General features: G+C 71.1%; 9 protein-coding genes. 4 read left to right on the top strand and 5 right to left on the bottom strand.

Features of this window, described 5'->3' with window-relative positions; all coding sequences use genetic code 11:
* Positions 1–2: 2 nt before the first annotated feature.
* Positions 3–4,436 carry a cation-translocating P-type ATPase gene (locus A5711_RS00570; RefSeq protein WP_082975615.1) on the bottom strand — a complete coding sequence of 1,478 codons (4,434 nt, stop codon included), beginning with the start codon at positions 4,434–4,436 and terminating at the stop codon, positions 3–5.
* Positions 4,437–4,626: 190 nt separating this feature from the next.
* On the opposite strand from A5711_RS00570, the gene phoU reads away from it, so the two are divergent.
* From phoU to mgtA, 3 genes are read left to right on the top strand one after another with little or no spacing between them, the layout of a single operon-like run.
* A complete protein-coding gene (phoU, locus tag A5711_RS00565; protein WP_067943042.1) occupies positions 4,627–5,292 on the top strand; it encodes a phosphate signaling complex protein PhoU in 666 nt (221 codons plus the stop codon).
* A gap of 36 nt (positions 5,293–5,328) precedes the next feature.
* Complete coding sequence (locus tag A5711_RS00560; RefSeq protein WP_067943040.1) at positions 5,329–6,327, top strand: magnesium transporter CorA family protein; 999 nt, start codon at positions 5,329–5,331, stop codon at positions 6,325–6,327.
* Positions 6,324–8,948: a magnesium-translocating P-type ATPase gene (mgtA, locus tag A5711_RS00555; protein ID WP_067943038.1), complete on the top strand. Its 2,625-nt coding sequence runs from the start codon at positions 6,324–6,326 to the stop codon at positions 8,946–8,948. The genes A5711_RS00560 and mgtA overlap by 4 nt, the downstream gene beginning before the upstream one ends.
* A gap of 3 nt (positions 8,949–8,951) precedes the next feature.
* Here the strand turns inward: mgtA and A5711_RS25875 are convergent, their stop codons facing one another.
* A complete protein-coding gene (locus tag A5711_RS25875) occupies positions 8,952–9,221 on the bottom strand; it encodes a hypothetical protein (RefSeq protein ID WP_231987396.1) in 270 nt (89 codons plus the stop codon).
* A gap of 24 nt (positions 9,222–9,245) precedes the next feature.
* Positions 9,246–9,590: a DUF732 domain-containing protein gene (locus A5711_RS00550; protein ID WP_067943035.1), complete on the bottom strand. Its 345-nt coding sequence runs from the start codon at positions 9,588–9,590 to the stop codon at positions 9,246–9,248.
* Positions 9,591–9,754: 164 nt separating this feature from the next.
* Between A5711_RS00550 and A5711_RS00545 the strand changes: the two genes are divergently transcribed.
* On the top strand, positions 9,755–10,672 hold the full coding sequence (locus A5711_RS00545) for a PHB depolymerase family esterase (protein WP_067943032.1): 918 nt from the start codon (positions 9,755–9,757) through the stop codon (positions 10,670–10,672).
* 12 nt (positions 10,673–10,684) lie between these two features.
* Here the strand turns inward: A5711_RS00545 and nei2 are convergent, their stop codons facing one another.
* Both nei2 and A5711_RS00535 read right to left on the bottom strand, forming a co-directional pair.
* On the bottom strand, positions 10,685–11,440 hold the full coding sequence (gene nei2, locus A5711_RS00540) for an endonuclease VIII Nei2 (protein WP_067943030.1): 756 nt from the start codon (positions 11,438–11,440) through the stop codon (positions 10,685–10,687).
* Between the two features lie 13 nt (positions 11,441–11,453).
* The coding region (locus A5711_RS00535) for an ATP-dependent helicase (RefSeq protein WP_067943027.1) at positions 11,454–14,836 on the bottom strand (3,383 nt) is incomplete at its 5' end.

Raw genomic sequence — 14,836 nt, 5'->3', positions numbered from 1 at the left:
CCTCAATCGTGGTCGGCGCGGTCGGCACCCGGCAGGGTCTCCGGCACCGCAGTGGTGGGACTTTGTGCCCTTTCGGGTTCGGTCGCGGGCTCGCCGCCGAGCCACCGCCGCTGCACGCCCTGCGACGCGCGCAGCAGCAGATCGGGTGCGGCCGCGGACAGGGAACTGGCCGCCGCCGCCGCGAGCAGGCCCTGACCCCAGGCCAACGGGTCCAGCGGTGTGCAGCCGAACAGCTGGCTGAGCCCCGGCGTGCTGACCACCACCGCGAGCGCGCCCAGCGAGCCGACCGACGTCAACACCACCAGCGGGGCGCGCGAATCGACGAGCGTCTGGGTGAGTTGCGCACCGACCAATGCGACCAGCGCGACCGTCGCCGCGCGGCGCGGCGGGCCGGTCACGCTGGCCATCGCCCAGCCGGCCGTGGCGCCGATGGTGGTCGCGGCCCCGCGGATTCCGATCGCCCGCCACATCGCCGCCTCGTCGCGGTCGACGTCGGCGGTCCCCGTCTGGGGGCTGACGGCCAGGGCGGCGGCGGGCAGCGCATCGGTCAGCATGTTGACCAACAGCATCTGGCGGGCGTTGAGCACCGAACGCCCGGTCAGGACGGTGGTGATCAGGGCGAAGCACACCTCGCCGAGGTTGCCGCCCAACAGCATCGACACCGCCGACTGCACGCGCCGCCACAGCTGCTCGCCCTCGTCGAGCGCGTCGAGCAGGGCCTCGATCCGTTCGTCGAGCAGCACCACGTCGGCCGCGGTGCGGGCCGCGTCGCTGCCCCGCGCGGCCACGCCGATGCCCACGCTGGCCGCCCGGATCGCGGCGGCGTCGTTGACGCCGTCGCCGACCATCGCCGTCACCACCCCGGCCCGCTCGAGGGTCTGCACCACGTCGATCTTGTTTTCCGGCGTCATGCGCGCGAAGACCACCCGCGACGCCGCCGCGGCGGCCCGCTCGTCGGCGGACAGCGCCTCCCAGTCGCCGCCGGTGATGACCTGGTCGGCGGTGACGTCGATGCCCAGCTCCTGTGCGATCACGGCCGCGGTCGCCGGATGATCACCGGTGATCAACCGGATGCCGATGCCACGCTCGCCGAGTTCCTTCAGCAACGCGGGGGCGGCGGCCCGCGGGGTGTCGGCGAGGCCCAGCAGGCCGATCGGGGTGAGCCCGGTGCCGCACAGGGCCTCGAGGCGGTCGGGATCCTTCGCCGCGGCGGCGGCTTCGCTTTCGCTGAGCTGCCGCTCGGCCACCGCCAGCACCCGTAGTCCGCGGGCCGCCATCTCGTCGACCTGTTGGGTCAAGGGGTGGTCGTCGTGCAGCAGCGCCGTCGCGAGCACCTCGGGTGAGCCCTTGATGGTCAGCCGGGTGCCGACGAGCGCGGCGGCGAACGGGCGGCCGGACTGGAACGGCAGGAACGCGTCCCGGGTCAGTCGTTGCGGCGCGGAGCCGTCGCCGCGCAGGGCGGGATCGTCGGCTCCGCGGTGGATCGCGTCGTCGGTGGCGTGATCGACGCGGTGCGTGTGCCGGGCATAGCTGGTGCTCAGCGCGGCATCGAGCACCGCGCCCGGGCTGTAGCCCGCCATCGGGTGCACCGCCTTGACCTTCAGCCGGTTCTCGCTCAGCGTCCCGGTCTTGTCGAAGCACACCACGTTCAGCCGCGCCAGCGCCTCCACCGAGTGCGGGTTGCGGATCAGCACCGATTCGCCGGTGAGCCGGCGCGCGGCGGCCAGCTGGGCCAGCGTCGCCACCAGCGGCAGGCCTTCGGGGATGGCGGCGACGATCAGCGTGACCGCGCTGGACACCGCCTCGCGCAACCCCGTGCCCCGCGCCACGCTCAGCAGCCCCACCAGGGTCCCGCCGGCCACACTGAACGGCAGGGCCCGACGGGTGATGTGCCGCAGCTGGCGCTGCAGCCCGATCTCCTGCATCTTCCGCGGGGCCATCGCCAGCGCCCGGCGCATCTCCGACCGCGACCCCACCGCGGTCACCACGGCCACCGCCGTCCCCGCGACCACCGTGGTGCCCGCGTAGAGCATGCAGGTCCGTTCGGCCAGCGGGGCGCCCGGCGTGGGATCGGTCTGTTTGGCCACCGGCAGCGATTCGCCGGTCAGCGTCGACTCGTCGACCTCCACGTTCGAGGCGTGCAGCAGCCGGGCGTCCGCGGGCACCACCTCGTCGGCATGAACTTCGATGATGTCGCCCAGCCGCAGCCGCTTGGTCGGAATCTTCTCGCGGCGGTGCGCATCCAGCGGGCCCACGCGCCGCCTCGCCGGCGGATCCTGCACGGCGAGTAGGCGATTCAGGGTGTTCTCGGCGTGTAGCTGCTGCTCGGCCGACAAGGCGGCGTTGACCAACAGCACGCTGCCCACCAGCACCGCGTCCAGCGGTGAGCCGAGCAGCGCGCTGGCCGCCGCGCCGGTTGCCAGCAGCGGGGTGATGGGGTCCGCCAGGTCGCCGCGCATCTCGTCGGCGAAATCGCGGACGAGTGCCCACGAAGCCACGCCCGCGTCGTGCAGCGCGCGGACCGGTGGCACCTGCTGCCACCAGGCGGCCGTCTCCTCGCGCTCCTCCTCGGTGGGGCGGGGCAGCAGCCGCTGCACGTCGGCAACCGGCAGCGCGTGCCAGTCGTGGCTGGTTTCGGGCTCCGGTAGCGGATCGCGCAGCGTCTTCACGGCCGCCCGGTACCCGAACCACAGGCTGGCGGCCATGCCGACGTTGACCGATGCCGAACTGCGCCCGGGCACACCGGGAATCAGCATCAGCGCGCCGAGCGCCGAAGCCGACGCCGACAACCGGACGGCGTTGTCGGTGGCGGCGCGCGCGGCGGGCAGCGCGTGCAACAACCGCCACGCGCCGGTGAGGTCTTTCGCGATCACGTCGGCGGCCCAGGGCGGGGAGTGTCCGGCCCGCAACAGGCCGATCGTCACGTCGGACCGGTGCGCGGCCCCCATGTCCGAGGTGGTCAACAGCGCAACGGTGTTTCCGGCGGCCTTCAGCTCCGCGACGGCCGCCGCCACCGCGTGGTCGATCGACCCGTCCGCCGGATACAGCTGGTCGAATCCCTGTGCCAGGGAACGCAATCCGTCGTCGTCGAGGGAATAGACGCGCGGCTGCGACCGCCGCGCCTCGGTCAGCACCGCGGCGGCGAACGGATCGCGGACGGGGCTGATGAGCGCCTCGCCGACGCTGCCTGCCCCGGGTATGTCGGCCAGCGGGTGCCATCCAGGCTTGAGGCCGTCGCGCTCGAGCGCGGCCCGAACCGCCTCCCAGGCGTGGGCGCGGGCCGAATTGTCCACTCCGAGTACGCGACTGACCGTCAATTCGTCGGTGTACAGCGCGCGCGGGTCGACCATGATCGCGTCGATCCGGTCGAGTGTCCGCAACACGCGCGGGCGCAGCACCAGCGTGTCGTGAAGGGTGGAAAGACCCCGGTTCATCGTGCAACCGAACGCTTCCCGCACGGTGCGCAACGGCTTGGGGACGGCGGCCAGCGCGGCGGCGCCGGCCGCATCCGGGTTGCGGGTGAGCAGGCCGACCGCCGCGGCGGCGCCGAGGCCCGCCAGGCCGATGCGGTTGGCGTAGCGTTCCGCGGGCCCGTCGGGCGGGGCCGGGTTGGCGGTCGGCGCCGCGCTCGCGTCGTCGGGCACCGGGCGGTCGGCCAACCCGGGCTCGTGCCGAGACCACGCCAGCCTGCCGTTCCACGCCTCGGCCGCCAGCATGGTGCGGGTGGCGGCCTCGGCGGCCGCCGCCGTCGGCGACAGCGTCAAGGCGGCGGTGGTGGCGTTGACGATGCCGAACAACACATCGGTGCCATCGGGCCCGAGGCGTCGCTCCAATTCCCTGCGCAGCCGCGGCAGGTGGTCGGCGACCGTCGGCGGCACGGCCACCAAGTCGGGCAGTCGGGGCAGCCGCAGCAGACTGCCGGTAAGTGAAAGGCCAAGGCCCACAGAGGCGGCCGTGGCCGCGACCATCCGGCCCATCAGTAGCGCGTCGTCGCCCGGCAGGCTGGCCGGCAGGTGCCTGCCGGCGCGCCGTCCTTCGGCGCCGGCGACGGTGCGGCTCAGCGCCGAGGCCGAGGGTCCGCCGTCGGTGACCGTGACCACCACCCGCGCGAGGGTGCGGTTGAGATAGGCCTGCCGCACGCCGGGTGTCGCGCGGACGGCCGCCAACACATCGGTCGCGATCGCCGCGGCATGTTCGCTCTCGAGCCCACGCACCTCGATCCAGTGCCGCGCGCCGTTGCTGCTGGTGCGCCGCGCCGGTGGGCCGCCCGCCGCCTCCAGCACCGCACTCGCGGCCGCGCGGGTCAGCGCCGGAACGTCCGGCGTGGCGCGCACCAGGGACCTCCCCATGCTCATCGCGACGTTGCCGCCCAACAGCGCGGTGCCGGCGGCGATCTCGGTACCCACCGCGGCGACACGCAACGGCGCCAACAGCATGCCCAGGCCGGGCAGCCCGCGTCGTGTGCTCACCGTGCTCTCCCGGCTCAGCTGGATCGTCCGAGTGTTCTCGGCATGGTAGTAGGGGCAGATTAACCCGCGGTGGCGCGCGGGGGAGGAGTCGTTGAGGCCCTTTTCGGGTGGCTTTCGTCCCTTGTGAAATCGCCTCGCGTTGCGTCACCGTTGCGCTATGCGAACTGCCTATCACCACCAGCTATCCGAGTTGACCGTCCAGCTCAGCGAGATGTGTGGCCTGGCCAACGAGGCCATGCGGCGGGCGACCCAGGCCCTGTTGGAGGCCGATCTCGACGCCGCCGAACAGGTCATCCGGGAGCACGACCGCTTGGTGGTGATGCGCGCGCGAGCGGAGCGGGAAGCCTTCGCGTTGCTGGCGCTGCAACAACCGGTGGCCGGGGAGTTACGCGCAGTCTTCAGCGCCGTACAGCTCAGCGCCGACATCGAACGCATGGGCGCGCTGGCCGTGCACGTCGCCAAGATCGCCCGGCGGGAACACCCGAATCGGGTACTTCCTGACAAGGTCCGCGCGTGTTTCGCCGACATGGCCAAGGTGGCAATCGCGTTGGGCGACAGCGCAAAACAGGTGCTGATATCCCGCGACCCAGAGCAGGCCGCGCGGCTTCGCGAACAAGACGACGCGATGGACGAGCTCTACCGGCAGTTGTTCAGCGTGCTGCTGGACAAGGACTGGACCGACAATATTCCGGTCGCCGTGGACGCGGCGTTGCTGGGCCGCTTCTACGAGCGCTTCGCCGACCATGCCGTGGAAGTCGGTCGCCGGGTCGTCTTCATGGTCAGCGGTGACCTGCCGGCTCAGGATGAAATCTCCACCTACTGAGAGGCGCTGGGCGGGCTCGGCTGAGAGGATGGCCTCGTGCAAGTCGCGCCCAACATCCAAGGACGCCTGTGGCGCCACGGCAAGCCGCAGGACGAGTTCACCTTCGATGACATCTCCGAGTACCTCCGCGAGCCCGACGCCCTGGTCTGGGTGGATTTGTGCGAGCCGGACCACGACGCGTTCTGCGCGCTGGCAGACGAACTCGGCCTCAACAGGTGGGCCGTCGAAGACGCCGTGGCGGCGGCCGAGCGGGTCAAGGCCACCGCATACGAAACCCACACCTTCTTCACCGTCTATGCCGTGCACGTCACGGACGAAGCCACCGACGAGCCGCGGCGGATGCTGTCCATGCAGCGGATCTCGGCCTTCGTGCTTCCCCGCGGTTTGATCACCGTGCGCCTGACGCCCGACTTCGACATCGCCGCGGTCACCCGGCGCTGGGACGAGATCGGTGCCCAGCAGTACGGGGTGGGCGCCCTGGTGCACGGGTTGCTCGACGTCGTGGTGGACAGTCACTTCGCGGCGGTGGAAGCCCTGGACGACTGCATCGAAGACATCGAAGACGAGCTGTTCGACGGCAAGCCGCGGCAGGCGAGCTTTCAGCGCAGGACGTTTCAGATGAGACGCGACCTGGTCGCCCTGCGGCGGGTGGCGCTCCCGATGCGGGAGGTCGTCAATTCGATTCAGCACCACCGCCACGAGGTCGGCACCGCCCCCGAATTGGACCCGCTGTATGCAGACCTGTACGACCACGTGCTCCGCGTGTCGGAATGGACGGAGTCGTTGCGCGACATGGTCACAACGATTTTCGAAACCAATCTGTCGCTGCAAGACGCCCGGCTCAACACCATCATGAAGAAGCTCACCGGATGGGCGGCCATCATCGCCGTTCCCACCGCCATCACGGGCTTTTACGGCCAGAACGTGCCCTACCCGGGCTTCGGTCACCTCGCCGGCTTCCTGGCCAGCACCACCCTGATCTTCGTCCTGATGGTGGTCATCTACGTGATGTTCAAACGGCGCGACTGGTTATGACTGCTGACCTGCTGACCGAGTCCGCGGCCCCGAACGCGACGCTGGTCGCCGCCGCGCCCGTCGACGAGGTGCTGCGCCGGCTGGACAGCTCGGCGACCGGGTTGTCCGGCACGGAGGCCGCCGCCCGGCTGGCGCGTTACGGCCCGAACGCGGTGCGGACCCACCGCGTCAATGTCCTTGCGGTACTGGGCCGTCAACTGCGCAACGCCGTGCTCATCCTGCTGGCCGGCACCGCGGTGGTCTCGTACTTCCTGGGCGACAGCATGCAGGCCGTCATCATCGGCATCATCCTGGCGGCCAGCATCGGCCTGGGCTTCATCAACGAATACCGCGCCGAGCGGGCCGCGGCCGACCTGCATGCCAGCGTGCACCACAACGCCGTGGTGCGCCGCGACGGGAAGTTCGTCGCGATCGCCGTCACCGCGCTCGTCCCGGGCGACGTGATCCGGCTGTCGCTGGGGGAGGCCGTGCCGGCCGATGTCCGGCTGATCGACGTCAACGGTCTGGAATGCAACGAAAGCATCCTGACCGGGGAATCGACCGGATCGGAGAAGTCACCGGAACCGGTGCCTGCCGGAACCGACGTGGCTGACGCGACCGACCTGGCCTTCATGGGCACAATCGTCAGTGCGGGCGAGGGCACCGGTGTCGTGTACGCCACCGGGAAAAACGCCGAATTCGGGCGAATCGCAGCGGGTTTGGACGAACGCCAGCCCGAAACCGCTTTCCAGGTCGGGTTGCGCCGTTTTTCCTACCTGCTGCTCCAGGTCGCCGTCGCGCTGATGGTGATCATCTTGATCAGCAACCTACTGCTGGCCAAGCCCATCATCGACTCCGTGCTGTTCTCGCTCGCGATCGCGGTCGGGATCACGCCGCAGCTGCTGCCCGCCGTCGTCAGCACCGGCCTGGCGACCGGATCACGGCAGCTGGCCAAAGCGAAGGTGCTCGTGAAGCGGCTGGTGTGCATCGAAGACCTCGGCGACATCGACATCCTGATCACCGACAAGACCGGGACCCTGACCGAGGGCCGGATCCGTCTGGTGGACTCGGTCGATCCCGCCGGTGCGCACAGCGACGCGGTCCGCCGGCTGGGACTGCTGGCCACCGATGTGGACCCGGAAACCGGTGGCGCCAGCGCCAATTCGCTCGACGCCGCGCTTTGGGAGTCGCCGCAGGCGCACCAATTGGTGCCCGGGGCCGCGCGACGGGTTGCGATGCTGCCGTTCGACCATGAACGCCGGGCGACGTCGGCGCTGGTCGACGACGACGGAGGCCGGGTGCTGGTGGTCAAGGGGGCGCCTGAGCAGGTGCTGGCCCAGTGCCGCGCGGTCCCGTCGGCGGCCGAGGAAACCCTCGCGGGCTTGTTCGGCGCCGGGCGTCGGGTGGTGGCCGTGGCCACCAAACCGGCGCCGTCGCTGACAACGCTCACCCGGGCGGACGAGTGCGACCTGTCGCTCGTGGGCTTCCTGGTCTTCGCCGACGAGCCCAAATCCGCTGCGCGGCAATCACTGTCCGAACTGGCCGAGCTGGGCATCGAGCTGAAGATCGCCACTGGGGACAACCCCCGGGTCGCCGAAAAGGTCTGCGCCGAACTGGGTTTGGCGTCGAAGGGCACCGTCACCGGCGCACAGCTCGACGGTTTGGATGACCGCGCGTTCACCCGCACCGCGCGGAAGAACACGATCTTCGCGCGCATCTCCCCCGAGCAGAAGGAGCGGCTGATCACCGCGCTGCGGCGCGAGGGCCGATCGGTCGGCTTCCTGGGCGACGGCGTCAACGACGCGCTCGCCCTGCACGCCGCCGACGTGGGGATCTCCGTCGACAGCGCCACCGACGTGGCCAAGGACGCGGCCGACGTGGTGCTGCTGGAGAAGGACCTCAGCGTCCTGGCCACCGGTGTGGCCGAGGGGCGCCGCATCTTCGCCAACACCATCAAGTACGTGCTGATGGGCACGTCGAGCAATTTCGGGAACATGTTCAGCGCCGCGGCCGCGTCGGCGCTGTTGCCGTTCCTGCCGATGCTGCCCAGCCAGATCCTGCTCAACAACCTGCTTTACGACACCTCGCAGCTGGCGATCCCGACCGACCGGGTCGACGCGGCGCAGCTGCACGCGCCGTCGCATTGGAACGTCGCGTTCATCCGCCGCTTCATGCTGATCTTCGGCCCGATCAGTTCGCTGTTCGACTTCCTGACGTTCGGATTGATGCTGGGCGTGCTGCACGCCGGTGCTATCGAGTTCCGGACCGGCTGGTTCGTGGAATCGCTTGCGACGCAGACGCTGATCATCTTCGTCATTCGCACGCGCATGGTGCCGTTCTTTCGCAGCCGGCCCAGCGCGCTGCTCGCCGTCACCAGCCTCACCGTGGTGGCGGTCGGCGCCGGGCTGACGATTTCGCCGTTGGCGCGCACCCTGGGCTTCACGCCGCTGCCGTGGCAGTTCTTCGCCGCGCTGGGCACCTTCGTGGTCTGTTACCTGGTGCTGGTGGAGCTGGGCAAGCTGCTGTTCTACAGCGAGCCGATGCACGCCGTCGCGCAGCCGCACCGCACGCGCGGAAGTGCGTATCGCATCCGCCGACGGGCCGCGCGCTACCACTACATCGAGCGGCGGACGCGAAAGTGAGTGTCAGTGCTCGACGGCGATGGCCGGCAGATCCGAAAGGCCTTGCTGGATTCCCCGATCGACCTTGTCCGTCAGGGTCGTGCTGCCCGCCGGAGCCGTCTCCTGGCAACTGCAACTCAGCGTGCTGAAGGGGCTTGGGTCGGCGTTTGCCGATGCTGCCGTCCAACCTGCAGCGCCGAGGGTGAGTGCAACGCCGACCAAAAGTTTAGGAATCATTTGGCCTTCGAATTCTCGAGATAGGTTCAGGCTCAATTTTACCGGCGCGCTTGTCACGAGCCTGTCAACTGCCTGTAAATTTCAGGCCTGATACTTCGGGCAGTACGCCCGGATGCTCACGCCCACGAAGTAGCCGGCGTGATAGCCATCGAGGTGGCTGTTGGTCATGACGTCGTTGGCCACCTGTTGCGGCGATTCACCGGACTCGAGTTCCTGGCACACCAAATGACCGGACCGGATGGCGGTTTCGGGCGACTCGTAGTTGATGCCCTTGGACGTCAGTGCCGCGAGGAAAGCGTCATCGGCCGCGCTCGCCTGCGCGGCCGGGGCCGCTCCCAGCGCGCCCAGCAGCCCGGCGGCCGGGACAACCCCGGCAGCCAACAGCAACAGCAGCAGGCTGGGGTTGCGAATCTGGGTCCTCGTCATTTCTGATACTCCCGTGACATCGAAGTGCCGTTGCTCGTTGACCGCGGGGGCTGCCCGAATATTATTCGCACGTTGCGGCGGCGCACGGTGCAGGATCAATGATATTGCGATCATCGCCACACCCGGGTTTGCTCCGGCATCGGCTCCGTCGGTGTATTGACGATATGCCGTACGTGCGTTGGTTGTCAGTGGCCGTTGTAGCGGTGTGCTTGGTGGGTTGTGGTGTGCGGCATGTCTCGGCGGCCACCGCTCGGGATGCTTCCGGCACGTTCCGTTCCGGCGGCATGGATCGAACCTACCTGCTACATGTGCCGCCGGGTAGCCCGGTCGGTCTGGTGCTGAGCCTGCACGGCGGCGGCGGTACCGGGAACGGTCAGCGGGGGCTGACCGGCTTCGATGCGGTCGCCGACGCCCACAACCTGCTCGTGGTGTATCCAGACGGTTACGACAAGAGCTGGGCCGACGGGCGGGGGGCGTCGCCGGCGGATCGCCGGCACATCGATGACGTCGGCTTCCTGGTGGGCCTGGTGAACAAGGTGCAGAATGACTACGGCATCGCCCCCGGGCACGTTTTCGTCACGGGGATGTCGAACGGGGGCTTCATGTCCAACCGGCTGGCGTGCGACCGCGCCGACGTGTTCGCCGCGGTCGCGCCCGTGGCGGGCACCCTGGGCGTCGGGGTGGCGTGCAATCCGTCGCGGCCGGTGTCGGTCTGGGAGGCCCACGGCACCGCCGACCCGCTGGTGCCGTTCAACGGTGGGGCCGTGCGCGGCCGAGGCGGGCTGAGCCACTCCGTCTCCGCGACCACGATGGTGAACAAGTGGCGTTCGGCCGATGGATGCCAGGGCGACCCCTCGGTGCAGGCGCTGCCCAACGTCGGGGACGGCACCGTCGTGCATCGCTTCGACTCCGCGGCGTGTGCGGCGTCCACCGAGGTGATCTTCTACCAGATCGACAGCGGCGGGCACACGTGGCCGGGCGGCAGACAATACCTGCCGAAGGCGATCATCGGGCCCACCACCCGCGCGCTCGACGGGTCGGAGGCCATCGCGGAATTCTTCCTGGCGCACGCCCGGGACTAGTGGCGGGTCGCGTCAGCGCTGGCAGGACGGGCACCAGTACGTGACCCGTTCCCCGGCGTCGTCGTAGTTGATCGGGGTGCCGCAGCGACGGCAACCCTGCCCGGCGCGCCCGTAGACCCACAGCTGCCGCCCGGCCCGGGTATCGCCGGTGGTGCAGCGGTTCCAGCGGGACCGGTTCAGCCACAACATGTCTCGGGCACGGGCGACCAGCCGGCGCGGGTCGGCGACCGCGCTCACCGGGGCGGTGGGCAGGTGTCCGCTGACGAAACACAGCTCGTTGGCATACACGTTGCCGATTCCGGCCAGCACTCGCTGGTCCAGCAGCGTCTCGGCGAGCGGGCGGTCCGGGTACGCGGCCAGGTTGGCGGCGGCCAGCCCGGCGTCCCAGTCGTCGCCCAGCAGGTCGGGCCCCAGGTGGGCGACGGCGTCCCCGTCGCGGTCGCGCTCCAGGATCTCCAGGACGCCGAGGTCCACGCCGATGGCGCGGACGGCGCCGGCCTCCAGAACGATCCGCGCCCGGTGGTCGACCCGCACCGGCCGGTCGCCGACCCGCCAGCTGCCGTCCATCTTCAGGTGCGAGTGGATGCTCGCCCGGCCCACCCGGATGAACAGGTGCTTGCCTCGGCTGAGCACCTCGTCGACCGTCTGCCCGGTGAGGTCGACGGTCGCGTACCGGGGGACGCGGACGTCGCAGCGCGTGAGGGTGCGCCCGGCCAGGTGCTCGCGCAGCACTGCCGCGGTGTGCCAGACGGTGTCTCCTTCGGGCATGGCTGGCGCGGCCTTACCGGAGTCGCAGTCCGCGTGGTGTGCGGGCGAAGCCCGCTTCCTGCAAGCCGTCCGCCACCGGGCTGGGCCCGTTTTGGGGCTGCAACGCCGGTGCGCCGTCGATGCGCTCGACCAGAATCGACGCGACGCGCCGGGAGGCGACCAACTCGGCCAGCGCCGCGGCCGCCGCATGGTGGGCCGCCGGGTCGTCGGTGAAGGTGAGCAGTGACCGCCCGCCGCGCTCGAGGAACCAGGCCAGGTGGCCGTCCACCAGCACGACGAGCGCGCCGGCCTTGCGGCCCGGCCGTGCGCCCTCCCCGCCTGGGGCCGGCCACGGCAGCGCGGCGCCGTAGGGATTGGCCGGGTCGGCGGCGGCGAGCACGACGGCCCGGTATTCCGGTCGCTCGGGGTCGATCCCGTCGCTGTAGCTGCGCAGCCGGTCGACGGTCGAGGCGACCGCGAACTGGGCGCCGCCCAGCGACTCGACGAAGTAGCCGCGCTGGCACCGGCCGGCCTCCTCGAAGGTGCTCAGCACCTTGTAGAGCGTGGCGAATCCGCCGGCGACACCCTCGGCAGCCACCGCGCCTCTGGTCAGCACGCCGTGACGGCCCAGCAGCAACTCCGCCTGGTAGTGGGCGCGCACCGTGGAATCGGGCTCGGGTGGCGGCAGGGCCGACCACCGGCCCGCCACCGTGGGGTCGGCGGGGCGGGATTGCGCATGCGCCACGCTGTATCGGCTCAGGCGCGGCGGGCGATGTGACCGGTGCGCCGGGGCCGCGCGCTTGCGGTTGCCGACACCGCCGAGCATCGCGCGCACCGGCGCGAAGGTGTCGCCGGTGACCCAGCCCGCCCAGATCAGCTCCCACAGCGCGGCTTTGAGTTCGGCGTCGGGGATGCCGCTCTGGGCCAGCTGACGGAAGAAGTACGCGCCGCCGCCGGCCAGCGTGTCCAGGATCGCGCGGTGGGCTTCGGTGAAGTCGATTTCGGCCGGCCCGGCCAGCGTCAAGGGCGCGGAATCGCTTACGTGCAGCGCGACCCAGCCGTCGCTGGCCGAAATCGACCCGGCGCCCGACCAGGTCACCTCCCCGGTGGCGAGCAGCTCGTCGAGCATGGCGGGGGAGTAGTCCCGGACCCGTGGGCCAAGCACCAGCGGTTCGATCGCCGAGGCCGGCATCCGGACACCGGCCAGCTGGTCGACCACCGACATCAGCCCGTCGAGTCCCGAGTGGCCCGGGGAACCGGGCGAGGCCACCCGGTGCCAGGCGGGCAGGAACCGTCCGTACGCGGCGGTGCTCACCGGTTCGACCTGCGCGCGCAGCGCGGCCAGCGAACGCCGCCGCAACACGCGCAGCACCTCGGCGTCGCACCACTGTTCGCCTCCGCCCGTCGCGGAGGTTTCCGAGACTTCCGGGGCGGCGACGAAGTCGCCGCGCACCAGGCGGCCGTCGGCGGCCAGCCGGCCCAGCACGTCGGCCGTCACGCGCAGTCCCAGCCCGAACCGGGCGGCGGCCGCGGCGGTGGTGAACGGGGTGTGGGTGCGGGCGTACCGGCCCAGCAGCTCGCCCAGCGGGTCGGCCACCGCCTCGGTGAACGCGGCCGGCACGCCCAGCGGAACCGGCGCCCCGACCCCGTCGCGCAGCCGGCCGATGTCCTCGATGGCCACCCACCAGCTGCGGCCGGCGAACGACACGGGCAGCGCCCGCCGGGCGGCGAGCAGGCCCTCGAGCCAGCCGCCCACCTCGGCGCCGCCGGCCCGGGCGGCGACCTCGTCCTCGGTCATCGGGCCCAGCAGCCGCAGCAGGTCCGCGACGCCTTCGGCGTCGCGCGCGGCCCGGTCCGCCGACAGGTGCTGCAACTGGCGGCCGGTCGCGGCGATGACGTCCGGGTCGAGCAGCTCGCGCAGCTCGACCCGGCCGAGCAGCTCGGCGAGCAGCGTGCTGTCCAGCGACAGCGCCGCCGCCCGGCGCTCGGCCAGCGGGGTGTCGCCCTCGTACATGAAGGCGCCGACGTAGCCGAACAGCAGGGAGGCCGCGAAGGGCGACGGCCGCGCCGTCTCGGTTTCGAGCACCCGCACCTTGCGCTGCGCGATGCCGGCCATCAGGGCGGCCAGGGCGGGCACGTCGTACACGTCCTGCAGGCATTCGCGGATGGTCTCCAGCACCACCGGGAAGTCGGGGTATTTGCGAGCCACGTCAAGCAGCTGGGCGGCCCGCTGGCGCTGGTGCCACAGCGGCGACCGCTTGCCCGGGTGCCTGCGGGGCAGCAGCAGGGCACGGGCCGCGCACTCGCGGAACCGCGACGCGAACAGCGCCGAACCGCCCACCTCGTCGGTGACGATCGGATCGATCTCGTCGGCGTCGAAGACGAACAACTCAGCGCCGGGCGGGGTTTCGCCGGCATCGGACAGCATGTCCGGCAGTCGCACCACGATGCCGTCGTCGGAGGCGGTCGGCTTCTCGTCGAGGCCGTAGCGTTCGCGCAGCCGCCGGCCCACCGCCAGCGCCAGCGGCCCGTTCACCCGCAACCCGTACGGCGAGTGCAGGATCACCCGCCAGTCGCCCAGTTCGTCGCGGAACCGCTCGACCAGCAGGGTGGTGTCGGTTGGGACCACGCCGGCGGCGTCCCGCTGCTCGTCCAGCAGCGCCCACAGGTTGTCCGTGGCGTAGGCGTCGAACCCCAGGGCCGCGCACCGGGCGTTGAAGGCGTCGCGGTCCAGGCCGGCCAGCTCGCCGGTGAACGCGCCCAGCGCGGCACCCAGCTCGGCGGGCCGGCCCGCGTCGTCGCCGCGCCAGAACGGCAGCCGGGCCGGCTGGCCGGGCGCCGGTATCACCAGGACGCGGTCGTGGGTGATCTCGGTGATCCGCCAGCTGGTGGCGCCCAGCGAGATCACGTCCCCGGGCCGGGACTCGTACACCATCTCCTCGTCCAGTTCGCCCACGCGCGACGGCTTTTCCGACTCGCTGGCGAGGTAGACGGTGAACATGCCGCGGTCCGGGATGGCGCCGCCGGAGGTGACGGCCAACCGCTGCGCGCCCGGCCGCGCCGTCAGCGTGCCGGTGTCGCGGTCGTAGACCAGGCGGGGACGCAACTCGGCGAACTCGGTCGAGGGGTACTTGCCCGACAGCAGGTCGAGGGTGGCCTCGTACACGCTGCGCGGCAGCGTCGCGAAGGGCGCGCTGCGGCGCACCGTGTCGAACCACCGGTCGGCGTCCAGCGGCTCCAGGGCGGCGGCCGCCACCGTCTGCTGCGCCAGGATGTCCAGCGGGTTGGCGGGGACCCGCATCGTCTCGATCTCGCCCGCGAGCATCCGCTGCACGGTCACGGCGCAGCCGATCAGATCGGTGCGGTGCTTGGGGAACAGCACGCCCTGGGACACCTCGCCGACCTGGTGGCCGGCCC

Source organism: Mycobacterium sp. E2238 (assembly GCF_001672665.1).
In the GTDB taxonomy this organism is placed as follows: Bacteria; Actinomycetota; Actinomycetes; order Mycobacteriales; family Mycobacteriaceae; genus Mycobacterium.
The sequence above is the reverse complement of the archived record's forward strand: the minus strand, read 5'-3'. Positions and strand labels throughout refer to the sequence as shown.